Origin of the sequence: Marivirga atlantica (assembly GCF_016734805.1) — a bacterium.
Taxonomy (GTDB): domain Bacteria; phylum Bacteroidota; class Bacteroidia; order Cytophagales; family Cyclobacteriaceae; genus Marivirga; species Marivirga atlantica.
Map to the genome: position 1 here is coordinate 67,125 of NZ_JAERQG010000005.1, position 25,669 is coordinate 92,793.

Annotated in this window: 22 protein-coding genes and 1 tRNA gene; 12 read left to right on the forward strand and 11 right to left on the reverse strand. The window is 36.2% G+C overall.

Annotation, left to right across the window (positions count from 1 at the left end):
- Position 1: 1 nt before the first annotated feature.
- From JKP34_RS17060 to JKP34_RS17085, 6 genes are all read left to right on the forward strand, one after another.
- Entirely contained in the window at positions 2-787 is a 786-nt protein-coding gene (locus tag JKP34_RS17060; RefSeq protein WP_201924152.1) for a metal ABC transporter ATP-binding protein, read from the forward strand.
- Position 788: 1 nt separating this feature from the next.
- Positions 789-2,084, forward strand: a complete 1,296-nt coding sequence (locus tag JKP34_RS17065; protein WP_201924153.1) for a metal ABC transporter permease — start codon at positions 789-791, stop codon at positions 2,082-2,084.
- A 43-nt stretch (positions 2,085-2,127) separates the two neighbouring features.
- Positions 2,128-2,490 (forward strand): four helix bundle protein, encoded by a 363-nt coding sequence (locus JKP34_RS17070; RefSeq protein ID WP_201924154.1) that lies wholly within the window; start codon positions 2,128-2,130, stop codon positions 2,488-2,490.
- 29 nt (positions 2,491-2,519) lie between these two features.
- Positions 2,520-3,401, forward strand: coding sequence for a metal ABC transporter permease (locus JKP34_RS17075; protein WP_201924155.1), 882 nt, complete (start codon positions 2,520-2,522; stop codon positions 3,399-3,401).
- 34 nt (positions 3,402-3,435) lie between these two features.
- A complete protein-coding gene (locus tag JKP34_RS17080) occupies positions 3,436-3,888 on the forward strand; it encodes a thioredoxin family protein (protein WP_201924156.1) in 453 nt (150 codons plus the stop codon).
- A 335-nt stretch (positions 3,889-4,223) separates the two neighbouring features.
- Positions 4,224-5,015: a PKD domain-containing protein gene (locus JKP34_RS17085; protein ID WP_201924158.1), complete on the forward strand. Its 792-nt coding sequence runs from the start codon at positions 4,224-4,226 to the stop codon at positions 5,013-5,015.
- A gap of 62 nt (positions 5,016-5,077) precedes the next feature.
- Here JKP34_RS17085 and JKP34_RS17090 read toward each other — a convergent pair whose 3' ends face one another.
- The gene (locus JKP34_RS17090; RefSeq protein WP_201924159.1) at positions 5,078-7,105 is read right to left on the reverse strand and encodes an NADPH-dependent 2,4-dienoyl-CoA reductase; all 2,028 of its coding nucleotides are present in this window, start codon (positions 7,103-7,105) and stop codon (positions 5,078-5,080) included.
- Between the two features lie 159 nt (positions 7,106-7,264).
- On the opposite strand from JKP34_RS17090, the gene JKP34_RS17095 reads away from it, so the two are divergent.
- Complete coding sequence (locus JKP34_RS17095; protein ID WP_201924160.1) at positions 7,265-7,798, forward strand: hypothetical protein; 534 nt, start codon at positions 7,265-7,267, stop codon at positions 7,796-7,798.
- A gap of 5 nt (positions 7,799-7,803) precedes the next feature.
- Positions 7,804-8,262, forward strand: coding sequence for a DinB family protein (locus JKP34_RS17100; RefSeq protein WP_201924163.1), 459 nt, complete (start codon positions 7,804-7,806; stop codon positions 8,260-8,262).
- Here JKP34_RS17100 and JKP34_RS17105 read toward each other — a convergent pair.
- A complete protein-coding gene (locus tag JKP34_RS17105; RefSeq protein ID WP_201924165.1) occupies positions 8,254-9,336 on the reverse strand; it encodes an o-succinylbenzoate synthase in 1,083 nt (360 codons plus the stop codon). The two genes, JKP34_RS17100 and JKP34_RS17105, sit on opposite strands and share 9 nt — an antisense overlap.
- Positions 9,337-9,400: 64 nt before the next feature.
- Here JKP34_RS17105 and JKP34_RS17110 point away from each other — a divergent pair, with 64 nt between their 5' ends.
- From JKP34_RS17110 to serA, 3 genes are read left to right on the forward strand one after another with little or no spacing between them, the layout of a single operon-like run.
- The gene (locus JKP34_RS17110) at positions 9,401-10,627 is read left to right on the forward strand and encodes an S-adenosylmethionine:tRNA ribosyltransferase-isomerase (RefSeq protein WP_201924167.1); all 1,227 of its coding nucleotides are present in this window, start codon (positions 9,401-9,403) and stop codon (positions 10,625-10,627) included.
- A gap of 16 nt (positions 10,628-10,643) precedes the next feature.
- Positions 10,644-11,540 (forward strand): mechanosensitive ion channel family protein, encoded by an 897-nt coding sequence (locus JKP34_RS17115; protein ID WP_201924169.1) that lies wholly within the window; start codon positions 10,644-10,646, stop codon positions 11,538-11,540.
- Between the two features lie 27 nt (positions 11,541-11,567).
- Positions 11,568-13,454, forward strand: a complete 1,887-nt coding sequence (gene serA / locus JKP34_RS17120; protein ID WP_201924171.1) for a phosphoglycerate dehydrogenase — start codon at positions 11,568-11,570, stop codon at positions 13,452-13,454.
- Here the strand turns inward: serA and JKP34_RS17125 are convergent.
- From JKP34_RS17125 to JKP34_RS17135, 3 genes are all read right to left on the reverse strand, one after another.
- Complete coding sequence (locus JKP34_RS17125) at positions 13,451-15,478, reverse strand: tetratricopeptide repeat-containing sensor histidine kinase (protein ID WP_201924173.1); 2,028 nt, start codon at positions 15,476-15,478, stop codon at positions 13,451-13,453. The two genes, serA and JKP34_RS17125, sit on opposite strands and share 4 nt — an antisense overlap.
- 141 nt (positions 15,479-15,619) lie before the next feature.
- On the reverse strand, positions 15,620-16,933 hold the full coding sequence (locus JKP34_RS17130) for an amidohydrolase family protein (protein WP_236665052.1): 1,314 nt from the start codon (positions 16,931-16,933) through the stop codon (positions 15,620-15,622).
- 4 nt (positions 16,934-16,937) lie between these two features.
- Positions 16,938-19,967 carry an amidohydrolase family protein gene (locus JKP34_RS17135; RefSeq protein WP_201924175.1) on the reverse strand — a complete coding sequence of 1,010 codons (3,030 nt, stop codon included), beginning with the start codon at positions 19,965-19,967 and terminating at the stop codon, positions 16,938-16,940.
- 186 nt (positions 19,968-20,153) lie between these two features.
- On the opposite strand from JKP34_RS17135, the gene JKP34_RS17140 reads away from it, so the two are divergent.
- Entirely contained in the window at positions 20,154-21,731 is a 1,578-nt protein-coding gene (locus tag JKP34_RS17140) for a GAF domain-containing protein (protein WP_201924177.1), read from the forward strand.
- Position 21,732: 1 nt separating this feature from the next.
- On the opposite strand, the gene JKP34_RS17145 is transcribed toward JKP34_RS17140, so the two are convergent.
- The 6 genes from JKP34_RS17145 to JKP34_RS17170 all read right to left on the reverse strand — a co-directional run bounded on the left by JKP34_RS17145 (position 21,733) and on the right by JKP34_RS17170 (position 25,624).
- The gene (locus JKP34_RS17145; protein WP_262895666.1) at positions 21,733-23,034 is read right to left on the reverse strand and encodes an MFS transporter; all 1,302 of its coding nucleotides are present in this window, start codon (positions 23,032-23,034) and stop codon (positions 21,733-21,735) included.
- A gap of 74 nt (positions 23,035-23,108) precedes the next feature.
- Positions 23,109-23,579 carry an ExbD/TolR family protein gene (locus JKP34_RS17150; RefSeq protein WP_201924180.1) on the reverse strand — a complete coding sequence of 157 codons (471 nt, stop codon included), beginning with the start codon at positions 23,577-23,579 and terminating at the stop codon, positions 23,109-23,111.
- 3 nt (positions 23,580-23,582) lie between these two features.
- Positions 23,583-24,158 carry an ExbD/TolR family protein gene (locus JKP34_RS17155; RefSeq protein ID WP_201924186.1) on the reverse strand — a complete coding sequence of 192 codons (576 nt, stop codon included), beginning with the start codon at positions 24,156-24,158 and terminating at the stop codon, positions 23,583-23,585.
- Positions 24,158-24,487 carry a hypothetical protein gene (locus tag JKP34_RS17160; RefSeq protein WP_201924188.1) on the reverse strand — a complete coding sequence of 110 codons (330 nt, stop codon included), beginning with the start codon at positions 24,485-24,487 and terminating at the stop codon, positions 24,158-24,160. Before JKP34_RS17160 ends, JKP34_RS17155 begins: the two co-directional genes overlap by 1 nt.
- 24 nt (positions 24,488-24,511) lie before the next feature.
- Entirely contained in the window at positions 24,512-25,366 is an 855-nt protein-coding gene (locus JKP34_RS17165; RefSeq protein ID WP_201924190.1) for a MotA/TolQ/ExbB proton channel family protein, read from the reverse strand.
- Between the two features lie 171 nt (positions 25,367-25,537).
- Positions 25,538-25,624 (reverse strand) — tRNA-Ser (locus tag JKP34_RS17170).
- Between the last annotated feature and the right edge of the window lie 45 nt (positions 25,625-25,669).

Genomic DNA, 25,669 nt, shown 5'->3' on the forward strand with positions numbered 1-25,669 from the left:
TATGATCACACAAATAGATAATCCAGTAATAGAAATACATGACCTTTCTGTTTCTTACGAGAAAAAGCCGGTGCTTTGGGATGTTGACATGTCATTACCTGAAGGGAAACTAATTGGTATAATTGGCCCCAATGGAGCAGGAAAGTCCACTCTCTTGAAATCTATAATGGGACTTATTCCTTTAAGCAGTGGCTATATTAATATTGAAGGCAAGCCATTAAAGGAAGTTAGAAGTAAAATCAGTTATGTACCTCAAAGAGAGTCTGTTGATTGGGACTTCCCTACTTCTGTTTTTGAGGTGGTTATGATGGGAAGGTACGGACAGCTTGGACTACTCAAAAGACCAAGAAAATCTGACAGAGAGATTGTGATGGATAGCCTTCACAAAGTTGGTATGGAAGCATTTAAGGACAGACAAATTTCAGAGCTATCTGGTGGACAACAACAAAGGGTTTTCTTAGCACGAGCCTTAGCACAACAGGCTGACATTTACTTTATGGACGAACCCTTTGCTGGTGTTGATGCTGCCACTGAGAAAGCCATAGTCGAATTACTCAGAAGCATGTCAGCACAAAACAAAACGGTTATTGTTGTACACCACGATTTGCAGTCCGTAGCGCGCTATTTCGACTGGATTATTCTGCTTAATATGAGGTTGGTAGCCAGTGGTCCTATCGAAGAAACTTTTACTCCTGAACTGCTTCAAGAAACTTATGGTGGTAAGCTCACCTTACTTACTGAGATTAGTGATTTAATTCAAAAAAACAGATTCCCAAACAGAGAATAATATGTGGGAGAACGCAATAGACTTTTTCTCTTTTACAGATGCCAATGTTATCTATGTAGTGCTTGGCACTATCATATTAGGGGCCAGTGCTGCTGTAGTAGGTTCTTTTACCTTCCTTAGAAAGCGAGCGCTTATTGGTGACGCTATAGCCCACTCCATTCTACCGGGAATATGCATTGCTTTTATTTTAGGAGGAACGAAAAATTACGCCTTCTTAATTATCGGTGCTTTTATTAGCGGCTGGATTTCAATTCTGCTAGTTGACTACATTACAAAAAAATCCAAACTGAAAGAAGATACGGCAATTGGACTTATTCTTTCAGTATTCTTTGGAGTAGGAATTCTTCTGATGACCTATATACAGCAAAGCGGTAATGCAGAACAAACAGGTTTGAACTACTTCTTATTTGGTAAGGCAGCCTCTATGGTTGGCCAGGACGTTATCGTTTTTTCTGTAATAAGTGTCATTCTTATTATAACAGTATTTCTGTTTTATAAGGAATTACAATTGATCAGTTTCGATGAAGCCTTTGCCCAAAGTATAGGCATAAGAGTTAAGCTTATCTCCTTTATTCTAAGCTCTTTAACGGTATTGGCTGTTGTCACAGGTATACAAGCGGTTGGTGTGGTATTAATGGCTGCCTTATTAATAACTCCATTTGCAGCGGCTAGGTATTGGTCAGGATACCTACCTCGAATCTTAATACTGGCTGCTATTATTGGAGGCTTTTCAGGCTTCTCAGGAACCTATATTAGCTATATCGCCCCAAACATGCCAACAGGCCCATGGGTGGTAATGGTACTATCTGTCATAGCATTAATTTCTATCGTATTTGCTCCGAAAAAAGGAATCGTATCTCGGTGGTTCAAGCAACGGAAGTATAGAAGACTTATACAGGATGAAAACATCTTAAAGGCATTCTTTCAGATTGCAGAGTCAAACGAATCCTTTGGCGAACCAAAATCAGTAGCCATGATCAGAAAAAAGCGCTATTATTCCGATAGACTAATCAATAGGATATTCAAGCGACTCAAGAGACAAGGCTTCTTAAAACAAAGTGCATCAGGATATTATCTTTCAAAATTTGGCCAGCGTAAAGCCGCTCGCTTAGTCAAGTTACATCGACTGTGGGAATTATATTTAACTGAATACTTAAGGATTGCTCCTGACCATGTCCATGAAGATGCTGATACTATTGAACATTTAATTACACCTGAATTGGAGAAAAAGCTTGAAGAAAAACTTAACTACCCGAAAGCCGATCCGCATAATTCACAAATTCCATATGATAATTGAATTAACAATGATGAGTGAACAATTATCAATTGGATGAATAACAATGACTGATAAAAAGGAAAATATTGTTGAAACTAAATCTTTTGACTTTGCTTTGCGGATTGTCAATTTGTATAAGTATTTGAAATCTGATCATTCGGAATACGTGTTGAGCAAACAGATATTGAGAAGTGGTACCTCTATTGGAGCAAATATATCAGAGTCGATTTCAGGTATTTCAAAGGCCGATTTTGTCCATAAGCTTTCTATCTCGTTAAAGGAAGCTAGGGAAACACTTTATTGGCTAAAATTGCTCAATAAATCAGAATATATTGATGATAAGTTAGCCAATAGTTTAATAAATGATTGCGATGAAATAATAAGGTTATTATTTGCAATAATTCGTTCATCAAAATCAAATTCATAATTGTTCATTGATCATTCACAATTGAAAAAATGTCTTCATTTTACATCATATTAACAGGATCTTTAGTAGCAGTAAGCTGTGCTATATTGGGTTGTTTTCTTATTCTTAGAAAAATGGCCATGGTTGGTGATGCTATTTCACATGCAGTGCTTCCTGGTATTGTCATAGCTTTCTTATGGTCAGGAAGTCGCGATTCAGTAACCATGCTTTTAGGAGCAGGTGCATTAGGTATCATATCAACTTTTTTAATAGAATTCCTCACTAATAAAGGTAATCTGCAGTCAGATGCTTCTATTGGTGTAACCTTTACCTGGCTCTTTGCCCTAGGTGTTATTTTAATTTCTGCGTTTACAGGTCAAGTGGATTTAGATCAGGAGTGTGTGCTTTATGGGGAAATTGCCTATGTACCTCTTGATACTATCGTGCTAAATTCAGGTGTTGATATTGGCCCGCAAGCTATTTACTTATTAGGGGCCGTTTTACTAATGGTAATAGCATTTGTCTGGCTGGGGTTCAATCAGTTAAGAATCACCAGCTTTGATCCGCAATACGCTATATCGCTCGGTATCTCGGCCACATTATGGAATTATCTACTAATGGCTTTTGTATCATTTACAACGGTAGCTTCCTTTGAATCAGTTGGAGCTATATTAGTTGTTGCTTTCCTAATTGCTCCGGCTGCTACAGCTTACCTATTAACAAAAAGGCTTAAAACGATGATATTCATAGCTTCTATTACAGGTATACTTTCTGCCATAGGAGGTCATTTTCTGGCTATATCAATAAACGGTTCTATCGCAGGGGCTATGGCCACGGTAGCAGGAATAATTTTTGGTATCGCTTTTGTTTATGTCCGCTCAAAGACCAAAGGTGATGCAAAAATTACATCGAGGGAATCAATAGTTGCTTGATTTCGTTTATATTAGGATTTGAAAATTTTGGATTATGAGAATTAGAGTTTTTGCGCTTTCAGCAGTCATATTTTTAGCTACTTCAGCTTTCATCATCAATGATGATAAAAAAGAAATAAAATGGCTTTCCATTGAGGAAGCTTACAAGCTAAACCAAAAAGAACCTCGTAAAATCTTTATTGATGTATATACAGACTGGTGTGGCTGGTGTAAAAAAATGGATAGAGATACCTTCTCTGATCCTGAAGTGGCAAAATTTGTGAATGAAAATTTCTACGCAGTAAAAATGGATGCTGAAGATCAGGATAAAATCATTTTAGCGCAAGATACTACCACTCAGCAAATGCTTGCCCGTTCCATGGGTGTTAGTGGTTATCCTACTATTGTTTATATGAAAGAGGATTTTAAAACCATTCATGTAGTACCAGGCTATCAAAAAGCAGATGCTTTTCTTAAGAATTTGGAAAGCGTACTAGAGTGGGAATGAGTATACTAATGAATAAGTAATTAACAACTAATTTTCCAATCACTTTCGTGTAGACCTGTATTCATATGTAGTCTCTACACTCAATAAAGTTTTCATAATAACATGAGCAACATTTATTATGAAACTGGGTTTAAATTAAAATTTCTCAGAATAAAATATCTTTATTATTAAGATAGAATCCCCAAGAGAAGTCACTCTTTATTTCCTTTTACCTAATAGTTAATATTGATTTAACGATATAGGGTAGAATTTTCATTTGTCCCAGCAAACAATACCATTTTGGTATCCTCCATTCCTACTTTTAGTTTTGATACGAAATCAAAAAAATATTCAATATGTTTAAAAATTTAAAGTACGGATTAATCGCATTGGTATTCATTTTTTCAGCTTGCGATAATGAAAAGGAAGGCTCCGAACCATTAGAAGCAAACTTTACTGTTGAGGTTGAGGGAGAAGCCCCAAATGCTACACTTAATTTCGTTAATGAATCAACAGGAGCTACTTCTTACGAATGGTCTTTTGGCGAAGGCAGTAACGAATCAACATCAACTGCTGAATCACCCTCTAATATAAGTGTTGACAAAGCAGGTGATTTGACTATTACGCTTTCTGCAATAGCAGGAAATGATGAAAGCACAAGCGAAAAAACTGTTAACATCGCAGGCAATAGTGCTATCACTGAAATAAAAGATATTGAGTTCTCTCAGGTCGAAGGAAGCAATGAACTAGGTAGGTTTTACTCCATTTCACAAAACAGAATGTATTTAGATTCTGAAATTGATGAAAGCAATGGTCAATTTATTGACCTGTTCTACAAAGGTGATAACTCGTCATTTATATTCTTTGAAGGACCAAAAGATAATTTTGATGGAATTAATGTTCCAAATGCCAAAGAAACTAAAGTTCACAACTCTCAAAGTGGATTTGAAGTAAGCACTTTTGACGACATGGATAATGATGCTCCATTAGAAGATTTAACAGTTGTTAATGACGATAATGTAATAGGATCTTTAGACTTTCCTTTAATTGTAACCTTTGAAACAGAGGGTGGTAAAAAAGGAGCTATAAAATTAAAGCAAATTAATTCAACCCGCCTGTTAGTTGATATCAAGGTTCAAAAGTATTAAGCTATTATCTAATTGATATTATTATTAAAAAGCAGTTTCAATTGAGAAACTGCTTTTTCTATTTATAAATCCATTGCCAATCTGGTAGCTTGGTTAATTGCTGCTTTAGCATCTAATTCTGCTGCTACAGCGGAACCTCCTATTAAATGAACCTTTTTACCCATGTCAGTCAGTGGCTGAAATAAACTCTTCTCGGAAACCTGACCTGCACAAAGAATGATTGTATCTACTTCCAACACATGCTGCTTTTCATCTTTGGTATAATGGAGACCTTTATCGTCTATTTTATCATAGCTAACTCCGGTAACCATATTTACTTTTCTAAGCTTTAAAGAAGCTCTGTGTATCCAGCCAGTAGTTTTCCCTAGGCGCTTACCCATTTTACCTTCTGTTCGCTGGAACATGGTAATTTCTCTAGGGGATTTCTCTGGATTAGCTTTAACATTTTCAACACCACCTCTGTGGTCAATATCCATATCAACACCCCATTCATGAAAGAATGCTTTTACATCCAAAGTGGTACTTTCACCGGGCTGGCTAATAAATTCAGCAACGTCAAAACCTATTCCTCCTGCACCAATAATAGCCACCTTTTCACCTACTGGTTTATTGTGTTTCAGCACATCAATGTAAGAGAGTACTTTGGCATTCTCTTGTCCTGGTATTTTAGGATCACGTGGATTTACACCACATGCTACCACAACTTCATCAAAATCATTTAAGTCATTGGCATCCACCCGGGTATTGAGTTTCACATCAACTCCCGTAAGCTCTAATTGCTTGTTAAAATACCTGATAGTTTCGTAGAATTCCTCTTTTCCCGGAATAGTTTTGGCCATATTGAATTGCCCTCCTATTTCAGAACCTGCTTCAAACAAGGTAACTTTGTGTCCTTTCTTGGCAGCTTCAGTAGAAAAGGCTAAACCAGCAGGTCCCGCACCTACTACGGCTATTTGCTTAGCAGATGAAGCTTTTGTATCAACTAATTCAGTTTCATGGCAAGCCCTAGGATTAACCAAGCAGCTGGTCAGCTTATTCTTAAATACATGATCGAGACAGGCCTGATTACATCCGATGCAGGTATTAATTTCATCTTCTCTACCCTGCTCCGCTTTATTTACTATTTCAGGATCGGCAAGGAACGGTCGCGCCATCGACACCATATCAGCTTTACCTTCAGACAGCACATTTTCAGCAATCTGAGGCATGTTAATTCTGTTGGTTGTAATAAGCGGGATATTTACTTCACTCTTTAATTTTTGTGTTACAAAAGAGTAAGCTGCTCTTGGCACCATAGTGGCAATGGTTGGTATTCTGGCCTCGTGCCAACCTATACCTGTATTGATAATAGTTACTCCTTCTTTTTCTAACAATTTAGCAAGCTGTACCACTTCTTCCCAGGTACTTCCTCCAGGGATTAAGTCCAGCATCGATAATCTGAAAACTATTATAAAATCATCCCCAACAGCTTTTTTTACAGACCTGACGATTTCCAGTGGGAAACGCATACGGTTTTCATAGCTTCCACCCCACTCATCAGTTCTTTTATTAACATGCTTAGCAATGAACTGATTAATCAGATAACCTTCAGACCCCATGATTTCCACACCGTCATAGCCTGCTTCTTTGGCAAGAGCGGCACTTTTGGCGAAATCTTTAATGGTAGCTTTTATCTTTCTGCTACTCATTTTAAAAGGCTTAAAAGGAGTAATGGGAGATTTAACTGCTGATGGCGCTACACTAAACGGATGGTAGCCATAACGCCCGGCATGGAGAATTTGCATACATATTTTACCACCAGCCTTATGCACCGCATCTGTTATAACTCTATGCTGTCTAGCATGCTTCTTTTTGGTCATGCGAATAGAGAATGGCTTAAGCCATCCTTGCCAATTGGGTGATACACCACCAGTGACAATTAGGCCTGCACCACCTTTGGCACGTTCTGCATAGAAGGTTGCCATTTTATCAAAACCACCTTTAAGCTCTTCCAGCCCTGTATGCATGGAGCCCATTAACACCCTGTTTTTCAACTGTGTAAAGCCTAAGTCTAAAGGTTCAAATAAGTGTGGATATTTTGAATGTGCCATAGTTTATAATTTAGTATGCATGCAGCGTAATAAAATATGAATCTAGGTATTTAGAATTTATGAAACAGTAATATGAGAAAAAGTTTTCAAGAAAATTCAACCGTTGACATAACTATTGAAATAGATTGATTTTATTTACCAAATTTTTAACTATCAACTATGAAAAAACAATTTATCCTCTATTTGGCATTAATAACTTCACTGACTAATTGTACCACATTAACTACTACGAGAACTGTAGATATTGACCCAATTGTGAAATATGGCGTTATTTCGGAGCCTATTATTGCAGAAGTAAAAATTGGTGAAGAAAAAGTAGTTGGAGAATATTCAATCAAAAACAGATTATTCAATTCTAATAAAGAGTACGCTGAAAATATGGCCATTTCTGATGCAATTCAAAAAGTCGATGCTGACTATATGGTTCAGCCAACTTTTGACATTCAAAGAAAGCAGAAATTAACAACAGTTAAAGTAGAAGGATTTCCTGGTTATTATGAGAAATTTAGACCAATGGAAGCTGCTGATACAGCCATTTTTAAATATGGTAATCAATATCCACAAGCCAACATTATTGAACCTTCCACAGTTCAAGAGGATGTAGAAAGCAGAAGACAAAGAAGAAAATTAGGAATTATAACAGGATCAGTTGTTCTAGCAACACTTCTTCTGTTGATTACTGGAGCATTTTAATAATTATGAAAGAACACCTAGCTATAAACAGAACAATAAGAAATAACTTTTTTAAAGTAATCAGTGCCTTAAGTAACGAGCAGCTTGTTAAAATACCGGAAGGATTCAATAACAATATCCTATGGAATTTCGGACATATTATTGCCACCCAGAATATTCTGTGCTATAAGTTGTCGGGCCTACCTTTCAGTATTGATGAAGATATCATTGAAAGATATAGAAAGGGCACAAAACCAGGGAGCATTGATAATGTCACCACAGAAAAAGAATTATTAATTGATTTGGCGCAAGCTAGCTCCGATCAGTTGGAAAAAGATTTAGGTATGGGAATTTTTAAGACTTTTACACCTTATGAAACCAGCTTTGGAAGAAAATTGAATTCAATTGAAGATGCAGTAGTTTTCAACAATGTTCATGAAGGTATGCATTTAGGAGTAATTATGTCTTTAAGGAAGTTAGGTTAAGTCATCTAGACTTCCCCAGGATTTTTGAAGGTCATAGTAAATATGACCTTTTTTTATGGTTAGAGGTGAATCAATATTGTTATGATAAAGCTGACCGGTTCCTAACCCCTGATGGATTTCAACCTGAAGATAATCAGCCAATTGACAAATGGCATTTAAACCAATATTTGATTCCAGCATACTGGTCATCCACCAACCAATGTTGAGTGATTCAGCTATTTGTACCCATTCCAACGTACTTTTAATACCTCCAATCAAACTAGGCTTCAAAATGATATATTGAGGTTGAATTGCTGCTAGCAGCGCTTTTTTTTCTACTTTATTGTTTACACCTATTAATTCTTCATCGAGTGCAATAGGTAGTGATGATTCTTTACATAGTGCCTTCATCTTGTTAATCTGACCTGCCTTTATAGGCTGCTCAATGGAGTGAATTCCTAAAGCTGATAACTGATCAAGTTTATCGAGTGCATTGGCTGGATCAAAAGCGCCATTAGCATCTACTCGTAAAATCATTTGATCTTCATTGGCCTGGTCTCTTATAGATTTCAATAGCTCAAGCTCTGTTTCAAAATCGATAGCACCAATTTTCATCTTAATACAATTGAAGCCTGCCTTAATCTTTTCTTCTATTTGTTGCCGCATAAATCCCTTCTCACCCATCCAGATAAGCCCATTAATTGGGATTCTCTTTTCATTCCTGACAAAATCGGAAGGAAAGATGGTTTTATCTTTATAAAGAGCATTTAACAAGGCCGTTTCCACTGCAAAACGAATAGATGGAAAAGCATCATTGGTCAATTTCTCCGCTAACTCTAGCACTGCTTCCATACTATCAGGAATCTGCTGACCTTCCAGTTTTGATTTTAAAAGTTCAAGCTGAGCAGGCATTTCATCAATATTTTCTATGCTTAATCCTTTCAGTGGACCAGCCTCTCCTATCCCTATTAAATTACCCTCATTGTAAAGCTTTAAATACCAGGTTTTCTTCTCTTTAAGCGTTCCTCTTGAAGTACCTGCTTCAAATCTAAATCGTAAAGTATGTTCCTGAATTTCAACGGAAGTAATCTGCATAAATGATGGTTTATTTAGGCTACAGCCCTTCAATCATTATCTTTGCATTTTGATTTTGAAACACATGAGTAAGATTGAAGAAATAGCTAATAATATTAAGTTAGATGCTTACAGGTATGAACTACCTGATTCAAAAATAGCCAAATATCCTTTAGCAAACCGCAGTGCCTCGAAATTGTTGGTTTATAATAAAGGTGAAATAGCGAACAGGCATTTTTACAATATTGGTGAGCATTTACCAAGCGACAGCACACTTGTTTTCAACAATACCAAAGTAATTCCTGCCCGTCTTCAATTTCAGAAAGATACTGGTGCTTCAATAGAAATATTTCTTTTGTCTCCAGTGAAACCTTATAAAGAAGTAACTCAGGCTATGTCTGTCACTGGCTCAACTAGCTGGCAGTGCATGATAGGTAATAGAAAAAGATGGAAAGACGGTACTTCATTATCAAGATTTTTTGAAACAGAAAAGGGAAAAGTAAAAGTAACAGCTTCTTATGATGATTACGATCAAAATCTGATTGCTTTCAATTGGGATTTACCTGAATTGGCTTTTGTGGAAATAGTTGAGTTGATGGGAACTACTCCACTTCCACCCTATTTGAATAGAAAGGCAGAGGAAAGTGATAAGCCCAGGTATCAAACAGTATATTCAGAGAAAGATGGAGCAGTGGCCGCACCTACAGCAGGCCTACACTTTACAGATGAAATATTGAGCGAACTGAAGAGTGCTGGTCACGCCATGAAGTATCTCACCTTGCACGTTGGTGCCGGAACATTTCAACCCATTAAGGAAGATAATGTATTGAAGCATCCCATGCATAATGAGCAAATACAGATTGAACTTGAAACTATTGAGTTTTTGGCTGAAAGCACTAAGCAAATTGTGGCTGTTGGCACTACTAGCGTTCGTAGTTTGGAAAGCGCCTATTGGTTTGGCGTACAGCTATTGAATGGCATAAATAGTGAATTTAGAATCGGAAAGCTTGTCCCTTACGAAATAGGTTTTGATAACCTTCCGAATCGAAATGAATCTTTTAAGGCCATTCTCAATTATATGAGGAAAAATGATTTAACCACTTTATATGGCGATACTGAGATTTTTATTTTCCCGGGTTACAAATTTCAAGTAGTTGATGGATTAATTACGAATTTCCATCAACCTGAGTCTACTTTGATACTACTTATTGCTTCATTTTTGGGAGATGACTGGAAAAAGGTTTATCAGGAAGCACTAAACAATGAATATCGTTTTCTTTCATACGGTGATTCTTCGCTTTTAATACCATAATACATATCTTAGAATTATGGATACTGTAAGCAATACATTTTGGGAGATACTCGGCAAGCTTAATGACATTCTGCATGTTACTATCTTTGAAGTAAAAGGGACAGATTTTACTATCCTCACCCTATTTTACATAATGATTGCTACTGTACTTCTTATTTTTGCATCTAAAAGATTAAGCAATTTACTGGTAAGTAGAATATTAAGCAGATACATCAAAGACCCAGGCATTGAGGCTTCCATAGGCACCATTTTTAGGTACTCACTCATTGTAATTGGGTTTATCACCATTTTTCAAACAGTTGGCTTTGACCTTAGCACCTTAAGTCTGCTAGCAGGTGCGTTAGGTGTTGGTATCGGTTTTGGACTTCAAAATATTACTAACAACTTCATTTCGGGTATCATCATTCTTTTCGAAAGGCCTATTAAAGTTGGTGATAGAATTGAAGTGGGTGATATTAATGGTGATGTGCAATCCATTTCTATGAGAAGCACAACGGTAGTCACCAACGACAATATTTCGGTAATTGTACCTAATTCAGAATTCATCAACAGTAGGGTAATTAACTGGAGTCATAATGATTCCATTGTCAGGTTTAAAATCCCAATAGGCGTTTCCTATAATGAGGACCCTCAAAAAGTGAGGCAAGTAGTTATTGACGCGGCTGATAGCATATCAGGTATTTTAAAAGAGCCTAAACCTGATTTATGGTTCGATGCTTATGGCGATAGCTCGCTAAATTTTAACCTAATTATCTGGACATCGGAATACACGCAGAGACCAAACAACTTGAAAAGCCAGGTTTATTACGAGGTGTTTAAAAGATTCTCTGAAAATAATATTGAAATACCATTTCCTCAACGAGATTTGCATGTACGTTCAGGATTAGAATTTATGCAGCCTAAAAAGAATTAATTTCACCTTCAAAATTTAAATCCTTTTATGGATAAATATTTCATCATCGATTTCGACAGCACCTTAACACGTGTTGAAGCAATGGATTTACTAGCTTCCATTTCACTACAAGGAAGCCCAAAAAAAGCAGCCGTTGAAGCAAAAATTAAAGAACTTACCGATAAAGGAATGAATGGTGAAATGTCATTTAGGTCTTCGCTCAAAGATAGGCTTTTGCTATTGGAGGCCAACAAATCACACCTTGTCCCATTAATTGATGCTTTAAAAGGTCAGGTTTCTGCTTCCTTCAAAAGAAATAAGGACTTCTTTAGAAGTTATGCCAATCAAATTTATGTGATATCAAATGGCTTTAAGGAATATATTGAACCCATCGTTACAGATTTAGGGGTTTTACCCGATCATATTTTTGCCAATCAATTGGTATTTAATGAGGATGGTGATGTGATAGGTTTTGACGAAGACAACCCACTCTCAAAGGATGGTGGCAAAGCAGAGGTTATTAAATCATTAGATTTAGATGGCGACATTTATGTAATTGGTGACGGCCATAACGATTATGAAATTAAAGCAGCCGGATTGGCAAATAAATTCTATGCTTTCACTGAAAATGTGAAGAGAGAACAAGTAGTTGAAAAAGCTGATCACGAAGCCCCTTCTTTAGATGAAGTTTTGTTTGAGCAGAAAATTGCCTCTGCATTTTCGTACCCAAAGAATAGAATAAAGGTTTTATTGCTGGAAAATGTGCATCCTAAGGCTTTTGAATTACTTAAAAATGAAGGTTTCTCTGTTGAAGTATATCCGGCAGGATTGGATGAAGACGAGCTTTGTGAAAAGATTAAAGGTGTTTCAATATTAGGTATCAGGTCTAAAACACAGGTTACCAAGAAAGTGATTGAATCCGCTGACAGGTTAATGGCCGTTGGCGCTTTTTGCATTGGCACTAATCAGATTGATTTGGAAGCCTGCCAGGAAAAAGGCATTGCAGTTTTCAATGCACCTTTTAGTAATACACGTTCTGTGGTGGAATTAGCTATTGGCTCTATCATCATGCTTATCAGAAACATTTTCGATAAGTCAGTAGCTATGCATCAGGGAAAGTGGGATAAATCTGCCAAAGGAAGCAAAGAAATAAGAGGTAAAAAGCTTGGCATAATTGGTTATGGCAATATTGGTGCTCAACTTTCAGTACTTGCCGAAAGCATGGGTTTAGATGTTTACTATTATGATTTAGAAGAAAAACTTGCTTTAGGCAATGCCACCAAACTTGATTCTCTCGATGAATTATTGAGTACAAGTGACATTATCACCCTGCATGTTGATGGTAGACCTGAAAATAAGGAGCTAATAACAGCCGAAGCTTTTAGTAAAATGAAAGATCAGGTCATATTCATTAATTTGAGTAGAGGTCACGTGGTGAATATTGGTGATTTAAAGAATGCCATTGAAAGTAAAAAGGTAGCAGGTTGTGCAGTTGATGTATTTCCAAAAGAGCCAAAAAGTAATGATGAACCATTTGAAAGTGAATTAATTGGTTTGCCTAATGTAATCCTAACTCCACATATTGGTGGAAGCACAGAAGAAGCACAAGAAAATATTGGGGAATTTGTTCCCAATAGAATTATGGAATATATCAATACAGGTACTACCACGAACTCTGTTAATTTCCCTAACCTTCAGTTACCGAAACTTCAGAATGCGCACAGGCTGATTCATATCCATCATAATGTACCAGGTATAATTGCTAAAATGAATCAGCTTTTTGCTGAACATGAAATCAATATTGTTGGTCAGTACTTAAAGACAAATGAAAAAATTGGCTATGTGATTACGGATATCAACAAAGCTTATCCTCAAGAATTGATACAATCCCTAAAGAATATTCAGCACACCATTAAGTTTAGAGTGCTTTATTAATCTTTTTTTGATGGAAAGGAAACTACAAAATGAGTGTATTCTTCATCTGTATCATCGAAGAATACCTCACCTCCTATTTTTTCGGCAAGTAAATTAGCGTCATACAAACCTAAGCCAGGATTTTGAGCCTCACTGCTGCCCTTGCTAAACATATTAAATAAATCTGGCACTAATTGAGGGTCTACTCCTACTCCATTATCTAAAACGTGGATTTGATAAAATCCGCTTGGAGAACTTGCTGTTTTAAAGATTATCTCATGCTGCTCCTTATGAGGATCTAAGTATTGTATACTGTTATTCACCAGGTAGCGCAATATTATTTGTAATACAGATGCATCGGTATAAATTTTATGTTCAGCATCAAGCTTGTAGCTTATTCCAATTCTGTTATTAAAATCATTAAGTTTAATAATCTCGGAAACTTGCTTCAAAAGATCTTCGATCAGAAACTCCGTTTTCTTAACAATGGTCTGATTTAGCTGACTACTTTGGATGATCCTTTTTAGTAGATTCTCCATCTTTAACGAAGTCTTATTCACCAATTCTACATACTGTAATGCCTGTTGATTTTCAGAATTATCCAATTCAACTTTCAACAAATTGGTTAAACCTAAAATGCTTGCGATAGGACCTTTCAAATCATGAGCACTTCTATAGGTAAAATGATCTAAGCGTTGATTTGAAATCAAAAGGTTCTGATATGATTCATTAAGCTCCTGTGTTCTGCTAATTACCTTATCTTCGAGGCTTTCATTAATAGAGATAAGCTCCTGATTACGTTCTTCAATCATTTGCTTGGCTTCTTCCAATTCTTTTGACTTCTTTTCAAGCTCATCATATAGCCTCGTTTTGGTTCTATACCTCAACCAAATACCTACAGCAATAATAGCCACTGTTATTAAAATGAGTATCAGAAATAAATTCTGCCAGTATTTCTTATCTATCTCCGATCGGTTTATCTCACTCTTACTTTTTAGTAGATCAATCTCATTTTGCTTTAAATCATTATCAAATTTGAGCTGCATATCAGCCATTCGATTTTTAATATTTTTATTCATGAGTGAATCATCAACCTCATTAAATAATTGTAAATATTCGAATGCTTTTTTGTAGTCATTCATATCAGCATAAAGCCCGTAGAGTCTTTGGTAGGCTTGCCTTTTTCTTGGCAGCGATTTTAATTCTTCAGCTGTTGCTAAAAGTGCCTCATAATAGTAGATGGCGGAATCCGTATTATTTAATTTAGCATGAACATTACCTAAATTAGAATAAGCGAAGGTAGTACCATATAAGCTATTTAAGGCTTTATCAATTTTCAATGATTGATGATAAAGCTCAACTGCTTTTTCTCTGCTGCCAGCATTATTTTCAATATTACCTAAATTAGAATAGGTAATAGAGAGTCCATTAGAATCATTTAAAGCTATAAACAACTCAAGCGCTTTGTTATAGTAATATCTGGCTGAGTCTTTATCGTGTAATACGGAATTCGCTGAATTACCCAAATTGCCTAGTACTTTGGCCATACCCAATGAATCCTGAGCCTCTTTCCGAATAGCATATGACTGTTTATAATAGTCGTAAGCCTTTTTTCTATCATTAGTTCTCCAGTATAAGTTACCTATATTATTGAGTACCCTGGCCTCAAGCAGTAGATCAGGGTTTTCATCTAATTTTTTTAAACCTTCATAAAATTTCTGTAAAGACTTATCGTATTCGCCTTTGTATTGGTAGATCAACCCCGAGTTGGATAGTGCACTGACAAGGCCATAATGGTAGTTGTTGTTTTTGCTGATATCATAAGCCTCAGTGGCATATACAATCGCTTTGTCAAAGTCTTTAGACCTTAACTCATAAGCAAGTTCATTGAGCAGATCAACCCTATCAACTGCCACTTCTGTATTTTCCAACTGATTTTCAAGCGCTTCAACTGTGTGAGTTTGAGCCTTTACCTGTACAGTAAAAAGTGTGCCGAAAATAAGCGATAATATAATGGAACAGGTTTTCACAAATAAAATGTACAAAAAATGAATCTAACTTATATACCGTTCATCGAATTTGAAGAAATAAATAACAACATACCCAAAAAGAAATACATGGGTAAAACACCTAAATATTGGAACATAAAAAAGCCTTCCGATTACAATCGGAAGGCTTTGAAGTAATTACTCTTGTTCTTCGTATTTCTCTTTGAACTTTTTATAAAGTCTTTGTTGATGTGCATCAAGTGTTACTTTTCTACCTTCGATAAACACATGTGATAATTTATTAGATTTCATATCCAACAAATCACCTTCTGAGATCACAATACTTGCCAGTTTTCCTGATTCTAGTGTTCCTATCTGATCTTGCACGCCAAGTATTTCAGCGGCATTTAAAGTAATCATCTTTAGTGCCTCTTCTTTTCCTAAATTATAAGCTGCAGCTGTACCTACTCCAAAAGGAAGGTTTCTCACTTTCATAAGTTCATCCCATTGTCCAATTACAACCTTGATACCCGCTTCTTTTAACAAACCTGGTAATTTATAAGGCATATCAACAGGACTATCAGCGGATTGTGGTAACCTATGAGTATCTGCAAGAATTACTGGAATATTATGCTCTTTTAGGAAATCCTTTACATAATAAGCCTGAGCAGCACCCACTACAACCACTTTTTCAACTCCCTGATTTTTAGCAAACTGAACTGACTCTATTATTTCTTTTGCTCTGTCAACATGAATGTATAGAGTTTTTGAGCCATCATAAAGGCCTTGCATTGCTGCCAACTTTAGGTTAGGCGCTTCCAGATTACTTAATTTCCCATATGACATAGCATCCTGAAAGAAAGTTTTAACCTCATCATACTGCTCGTCATATTGTTTGTTCTCTCTCCAGTCGGTTTCACCTAACCACCAGCGTGGGTAAAGCATTTGGGACGGCCAGTTTAAATGGATTCCTTCATCTTCTTTTAACAAAGCATCTTCCCAATTCCAGGCGTCTAAATCAACAACTGATGATGAACCCGATATTCTTCCACCTCTAGGGGTAACTTGACCATAAAGTACGCCATTGAATCTAGTAGTAGGGATTATCTCTGAATCAGTATTATAAGCAATAATTGCCCTCACATTAGGATTGAATTGTCCTACTTCGTCCTGATCTCTTGTAGATCTTACAGCTGCTATCTCTTCAAGCCCTAAAATAGTATTTAAAGCTATCAATCCTGGATAGGCGTGCATACCTTCAGCCTGAACTACTTCAAAGGATGATAAGTCCATTCTTACATTTGCTGCATTAGCTACATTGGTAATCTTACCATTTTCAAATGTGATTACTGCATTATCAATAACTTCTCCATTACCAATATGTGCTGTTACATTCATGATAGCAATGGGCTTTTCCTGCTTATCACCAGGGGCCGGAACCTGAGCTTTTGCCACTGTACATATGAGTACAAAAGCCATTATATATGAAATATTTTTTATCAACTTTTGCATAATATTATTTTAAGGATGAGAAGAAATCGATTTCTGTTTCACAATGATAGATGATATTTGATTTAGGCGTAGGCTTTTGAGTTGCTTTACCCTTCTTCTTATCACCCTGCATTTTAGCTATTAAACGAGCTCTTTCTTTTTGGATAGCTTCCTGCATTTCTTCCTGCTTGTCAGCATCAAAGAATACCGCACCCTCTATAATCGTTTTTTCTGCCTTGGCATAAATAGATAACGGATGATCACTCCATAGCACCACATCTCCATCTTTACCTTCTTTAATACTACCAATGCGGTCATCAAGGTGTAATAGTTTAGCAGGATTTAGTGTTACCATTTTTAGCGCTTCCTGCTCAGCTACGCCACCGTATTTAACCGTTTTAGCAGCTTCCTGATTAAGTCTTCTACCCATTTCAGCATCATCCGAATTAATAGCAGTAACTACACCTTCTCCATTCATTAGTGCTGCATTATAAGGGATAGCATCATTTACCTCGAACTTATAAGCCCACCAATCTGAGAATGTTGATCCACCAACACCATGACTCTTCATTTTATCCGCTACTTTATAACCCTCTAATATGTGCGTGAAAGTATTGATTCTGAAATCAAAATCTTCGGCAACATTCATTAACATATTAATTTCAGATTGTACGTATGAGTGGCAAGTGATAAATCTTTTACTATTTAAGATTTCAACTAATGTTTCAAGTTCTAAATCTCTTCTTGGAGCAGTAGCATTAGCTTTATCTCGTTTCGATAAGCCATTATACTTTTTCCATTCAGCCTCATACTCTCTAGCTCTGGTGAAAGCATCAACATATACTTGCTCCACTCCCATTCTTGTTTGAGGGAAACGTTCGTCATAGTCACTACCCCAGTTAGACTGCTTCACATTTTCACCAAGTGCAAACTTGATAAACTTATCTGCTCCTTTGATTTTCATTTCTTCAGGACCATAACCCCACTTAAGCTTTACAATAGCAGATCGACCTCCAATTGGGTTAGCTGAACCATGTAATAGTTGAGAAGTTGTAGTACCACCTGAGAGCTGTCTGTAAATATTGATGTCTTCCGAATTAACAACATCTTCTATATTCACTTCAGCAGTTATTGCTTCTGAACCTTCGTTAACACCATAGCTAATTGCAATGTGAGAATGTTCATCAACAATACCTGCAGTTAAATGCTTACCAGTACCATCTATAACTCTTGCCGAACCAGCTGAAAGGTCTTTACCTATTTTACTGATTTTACCACCATCAAGTAATACATCAGTATTTTCTAGTACACCTGCATCTTCATTGGTCCATACAGTTGCATTTTTTATGAGTATCGTTTCAGCCTTAGGTTTCTCAGGTTGACCAAAAGCAGTAAATGGATAGATAAGATCACCTATCTCATCCTTTTCATCCTCTTCCTCTTCTTTTTTTTCTTCATCTTTCTTTTCGTCTTCCTTGGTTTCTAAATCGCCAGTTCGCTCTGCAGTCCAATTCACCCATTCACCACTAGCAAGTTGGGTATTACCGGAAAATCCGTTTTCTGTTTTCCAGCCTGACAATCTCAGTTTTCCTTCAAAATTATCGTCTTCAGGCATAAACGAAAGTGTAATCAACTCTTTCTTCATAGATGACTTCACATCCCATTTAGTGGAATCGTTTATTATAATTTTGAAAGATTGTTTACCTGGTTCACCACTGACTTCCAGATCATAACTATTTCCGTCAATTGATAAATTGTATTTACCAGCCAAATCCTCTGTATCCAAAGTTGTGTACTCATGCTTTTTACCTTGTACCCAGTTTTGATAAATCTTTGTATCCTTTTTAAAAGGCGAACCATCAGTAACTATGAAATTGGCTATCTTTCCATTAGAGAGGCTACCCAAGTCATTTTGTACATTAAGCAATTGAGCAGGCGTATAGGTTAAAGCTTTTAAGGCAACATCTTCCGAGAGACCTGCTTCAACTGCTTTTTCAAGCATAGCAGATAATTTAGATGCATCTTTCAAATCATCAGATGTGATGGCAAATGTAATACCCTTATCATTCAACATTTTTAGGTTATGTGCTGCAAACTCCCAATGCTTCATATCGTCATAACCGACATTAATAGCATTAAAAGGATCTTCCACATCGTACGCATCAGGAAAATTAACAGGAACAACTAATGTTGCATTTGTTGCTTTAATTTCATCAAGCCGTTGGTATTCATCACCAGCACCTTTAATGATATACTGGACTCCCATCTCATCTCCTAACTGATCAGCTCTCAATACAAACAACTTATCTCTACCCGCTTCAAAAAACTGCGGTAAACTTCTATTCTCATTGAAAGCAGCTAAAGATAAATCAACTAGTTCATCCTGATTTTTGTACCAATTAGCATTTAAGTATGTCTGCTTAATTAGAGCTATTGATCCCATCAATGAACTAGGGTTATCCATTCTGGATGAGCCTTTATCAAAAGAAAAATGCGAAGAAGCCTTCTCTTTTAAGATTACTTCATTCTCTTTAGCATCTCTTAGGGCCACTAATGCACCAGTACCTCTAACCAAACCATCTTTGCTATGAGTTAAGGCAACACCGAAACCTGCCTTTCTCAATTTATCAGCTTCAGAATCATTCATCTTGAATTCGGATACTGCATCAAAATATGACTTGATAGCATCATTAGCATTAAAAGCACCTTTTATTTCAGGATTGTAAACAGGATTTCTAGAACGTGAAGAACTAGCATCAGGTAATCCGATTTTCGAAGATAATTCGATAAAAGATGGATAGATATGCTTTCCCTTCAGGTCTATTTGAGTAGCTCCTTGAGGAATGCTTACGCTAGTTCCCGAGGCTACTACCCTATCTTCCTTTATAAGCAAGGTTGCATTTTCAATTACCGTTTGATAATCAACATGCAATGTTGCATTAGTGAAGGCATAAATGTCAGGTCGTTCATCCTTAACCCCATTGGTAGGGAAGGTCACCTGAGCCTTAACAGATATAAAGCTCAGTAAAAAACCAAGCAGTAAAAGTTTTCTCATAATGGTATTTAGGTTTTGTGAAAAATGAAAATACACAAATTAGATGAGTTAACTTTCGTTTAAATACAGAATTTTATGGTCGGCAAATTGAATCTGTAAATGGGATTGAACATTTCTAATAAGAATATTTAAAAATGGTGAAAGCCCAAAAGAATTATTACTTTAGATGATATAGAAACTGAAACCATGAGAAAATTCTTCAAAAATCATTTAGTCACTATTGCTATTTACTTAGTTAGTATACTCATTGTGTGTAGCGTTACACTTTCTTTTTACAACAATAGTGTGATGGAAAATGCTCTTGAGGTAAAAGAGCAAACTGATTTGGTTTTGCGAACAGTTGATGAAGCCTTTTTAAATATCCGACAAATGGATATAAGCGGAAGAGGTTATGCACTTATGGATGAGGAGCGTTTTATGTTTTGGTCAGTAGAGATGGCTGAAGAAGCTAATCTCAAAAACTTCAAAACACTTGATAGTTTACTTCAAATTCAGGGCTATCGAGATCCACAAAACTACAGAGCTGTTAAAGATGGCTTTGATAGATACATTCAGCTCTATGAAGATATGATCACAAAATTGAAGAATGACGATCTGGAAGGTTATAAATCCATTCTTGCTGAAGATTATGGCAAACAGTTTTTCGAAATCAATGATAGATTTATCAGCAAACTTAGACCATACGAAGAGCAGTTAGTTAAAAAAGCCGAAAAAAGGTATGAAGAAGCTGTTTTAAGCAACACAATTGTACAGCTTTTGCTATTAATTATAGGGCTACCTACACTCATTTTTGTAATTACTAAATTGCGAAGAGAAGAAAAGGCCCGAACTAAGTTGTTAATGGAGCTTAGGGAAAACAATAAAGAATATGTATTTAATGATGGGGACAAACGTTTTCGCGGAGCCAAGCAAATTCTTCAAACATCAATAAGTAACTTTAAGAAAGCAGCAGAATATGTTGATAAAGTATCGAGTGGAGATTACGAGGTTCAATGGGAAGGTTTAACTGCCGAAAATGAAGAACTCAATAAACACAATCTTGTGGGACAATTAAGGCAGATGAAAGAACGGATGAAAAACGTTGATGTTGAAAATAAAAAACGCATCTGGTTAAATGAGGGCATTTCAAAGCTATCTGAGATTATAAGAAATAGTGAGCAGGATATGAATAAGCTGACCTATGAAGCCACCAAATATTTATGTGAGACAATGGGGGCACAACAAGCCGGTTTATTTGTTTATAATAAAGATGAAGATACTACAGAAGAATACCTTGATTTAAGAGGAGTTTATGCTTTTGATCGCAAAAAATACGTAAACAAGAAAGTTGAAATAGGTCAGGGACTGGTAGGTCAGGCGTATAAAGAAAAAGACACCATTCATTTAACTGAAATACCGCAGAATTACCACCATATTAAATCAGGGTTAGGTGATGCTACTCCTACAAGTATCATTGTAGTTCCAATGATTTACAACGAACAAATTCGGGCAATCATTGAAATGGCCTCATTTAAAGCTTATGAAAAGCATGAAATCGAATTCCTTGAGAAGGCTGGAGAATACATTGCTTCAGCCATTGCAACTGCCAAAAATAACGAGCGTACAAAGCTTATGGTTGAGCAATTACAATCTCAAGCTGAGGAGATGAGAGCCCAAGAGGAAGAGCTTAGACAAAACATGGAGGAGCTTGAAGCTACTCAAGAAGAAATGCGCAGAAAAGAACGCATTATGGAAGAAAAATACGGTAATCTCGAGGAAAGTTGAGTTAGCCTGCTAAAACCTTCTTATTTGTTTTCTCATTTAGTTTGGCAAAACTTAATATAATTATTCCTATTAAAAAGAAGAAACCTAGAGCAATTGTGCTATTTCTCATGCTTCCCGTCAACTCTTCAATTAACCCATAAGATAATGTACCTATTACTACAGCTATCTTTTCGGTAACATCATAAAAACTAAAGAATGAAGCATGGTCATGAGTTTCTCGTGGTATCAGTTTGGAATAAGTGCTTCTTGATAAAGATTGTATCCCTCCCATCACCAAGCCTACAACAAATGCAAGGATATAAAACTGATAATCGGTATATACAAAATAGGCGTATATACATATCCCTACCCAAATTATAAGCATGAAAAGTAAAGAAGCTTTATTGCTATACTTTTTAGAATACCAAGCAAAGAAATAAGCACCAGCAATAGCGACAGCATTTATAATTAATACAGTCATAATCAGCTTAGGGCCTGGTAGATTTAATTCCTTACTTCCAAAACTAGCGGCCATATACATTACAGTTTGTACTCCCATGCTATAAAAAAAGAATGAAACTAAGTAAGTTTTAAGAATTGGCATTTGTCTCACTAAATTCACGACATTTAGCAATTCCTTATAACCCTTTAACAACCAATGCTCATTCTGTAGAGGATGTCCTTTTTCAGCTTTTAAACCTCGAAACGTAATTTGTGCAAAGCCCAACCACCACAAGCCAACAGTTAGAAACGAAATTCTTGCTATTATACCGGTTTGCTCAAGCCCAAACCATGAAGGGTTGGATATACACACCAAATTGATAATGAGTAAAATGAGGCTTCCTACATAACCTAAAGAAAAACCCTTTGCGCTTACCCTATCAAATTGATCTGGGGTTGTAATTACCGGAAGAAAAGAGTTGTAAAATACTAAGCTACCAGTATAGCCAATGCTGGCAAATATAGAACAGATTATAGCCCATTCAATATTCTTACCAGTAAAGAAAAACAGTCCCATACAGGATAAAGCCCCCATATATGTGAAAAACTTCATGAATGATTTTTTACTATCCGTATAATCTGCAATTCCAGAGAGAAAAGGAGAAAGGATAGCAATAACCAAGAAACTAAAAGCAATAGCAAAGGAATACAGCGCTGTATTGATGAATTCGAAACCAAAGAAATTTACAATTTCGCCATCAAATGCTTTTAGTGTAGCTGTGTTATAGAAAACAGGAAATATGGAAGATTTAATAACTAATGAATAGACGGAGTTGGCCCAATCATACATGCACCATGCATTGATGCTTTTCTTATTTTGCAAAAGTCCTATTGTTAATATGACATAAAAAACCCCGACTAATTAAATTAGTCAGGGTTAGTAAATTTTAACTGCAATTACAGTAAATCTTTATCTGTACGCTTTAAAACGTTATACATCAATTTACGTGCATTTGCTTTACGTAACTTCTGCTGAACATCAGACACAATACCCATTTTGGCATCACTATCAACCTTCAATGCGATGGTAATCTTATCTCTCTCAGCTTCAGATAATTTATCTTTCTCTTTTGATACCCAAAGCAATAAATCTTGAGGCTCAATAAATACATCGTTCGCTTGTAGTTTAGCCTCAGTACCAAATTTCTCTGGGTTCTTAGGCTCTCCTATATATAAATAGCTCACTAGTGACTTACGCTCAAGTTTCTTTAACTGCTCAGCTTTAGGAATATTTTGCTCTACCAATATATCTGTTTCACGGAGTACAGTCGTTACCATGAAAAAGAATAAAAGCATAAAGATAATATCAGGCAAAGCCGAAGTAGGAATATCCTGACTTGTATTGGTTTTTTTCTTAAACTTTGACATATCTTATCCTCCTACGTTAGTTGGTTCTGCAATTGAAATAGCCATTGGAAGCTCATTTTCACCCTCACCTTTACCCTTGTTATAAAGGGCTTTTTCTCTTGGATTACCAAGATCAAGAGTTCTATATTCTTCAACAGATATTCCAGCTCTTTCAGCATATATTTCATAATATGCGCCTTGCAACTGATCTAAAACATTGATGTACATTTCATAACTTGTACCTCTATCCGTTTTAAACGATACAATTGCCTCTTTAGGGGCTTCAGCGAATTTTTCAGATTTAGTAGGATTCAAAATATGCTCAACAAGCATCTCTTTAATCTCCATAAAATCATCTAATCTCTCACCTTCTACCAAAAGATCATCATTAGAGTTAATGGCAACCTTAAAAAGATTTCTCTCTTTAATTACAACATCAACTTTTTCAGCATCATCCGGCTCTGGTGGCAGCGTAATAGTAAGTCCTTTATCAGAAGCAATGGTAGTAGTCACAAGAAAGAAGATTAGAAGCAAGAAGGCGATATCCGCCATTGAACCTGCATTAACCTCCGCTGATTGTCTTGATTTACCTCTAGCCATTATCTTAAAAGTTTAGCTACTTCAGAATAAATAATTGAAATTATAGCAATCCCCATCAATGCATAAGTTGTAATTAATACACCACCAATAACTTGTGATGATGCACTATTTATATCAAACTTAGTGTATAATGGAGTAACCTCATTGCCTGCAACGGCCCATGAAATTAAAAATACAACTCCTAACGCTACGATACCAGCAACTGACTTTAATAGCGATTTAGGATTACTCAATGCATTAACTAATGGTAATATTATAGCACCAAGAGCTGCTAAGAAAACCAAAAGATAAGCACCGTATAGCAGAATATTTACAAATGATTCTTGCATAAAGTAGATTTTAAAAGTTTAAAATTACTTAGAAAGATTATGCTTAACTAGAATATCTACTAAAGCAATTGAAGCATCTTCCATTTGGTTAACTAAAGAATCTACTTTAGAAACGCAATAGTTGTAGAATAATTGTAGAATTACTGCAACAATTAGACCACCTACTGTTGTTAAAAGGGCTACTTTAATACCACCTGCAACCAATGAAGGAGAAATATCACCAGCAGCTTCAATAGCATCAAAGGCACCAATCATACCAATTACCGTACCCATGAAACCAAGCATTGGAGCAAGAGCAATGAATAATGAAATCCATACTAATCCTCGCTCTAAACGTCCCATTTCAACAGATCCGTAAGAAATAACTGACTTTTCAACCATTTCAATACCTTCTGACATTCTCATAAGACCTTGAGTAAAGATAGAAGCAACAGGACCTCTTGTATTTTTAGTATACTCTTTAGCAGCTTCAACACCACCCTGGTTTAATGCATCTTCTACATTGGCCAATAATTTAGTAGTGTTAGTAGTAGCAAGGTTAAGTGTGATGATTCTTTCAATAGCAATTGCTAATCCTAAGATAAGACAAATCAATACTACAGACATGAACTCCCAACCACCTTCGATAAATTTTTCTTTAACAATTTGGTGGAAACCTTTTTCTTCAACCACATCTTCTTCCTCTACAACTGCTGTAGCTAATGTATCTTCTTCCGCAGCATCCATAGCTGTTGAATCATTATTTTCCATCATTGCTGAATCACCATCCATTGAAGTTGTATCTTCCATAGAAGCCTCCTCAGCTTGAGCAACAGCGTTGCCTGCGAAACCGAATGTCAATGCACCGGCCATCATCATTAAGACAAATAGCTTTTTCATAGTTACGTTTTTAGAAATTCTCTTTTTTTGTTTGTTGTTCAAAATTTAAATTAATCAGAATCCAATTTTACACAAATATACCCAAACAGAAAATTTTTTAAGCACTTCTTTGGGTATTCAGTATATTATTTAAGTAAAAATAGTAATAAACCGTGTAAAATATAAATTTTGCGGAGAGGGAGGGATTCGAACCCTCGGTACCCGTGAAGGCACACTCACTTTCCAGGCGAGCCCGATCGACCACTCTGGCACCTCTCCTGTTATTTTACCAACTGCAAATAAATCAATTAAAAAGTGTTCATA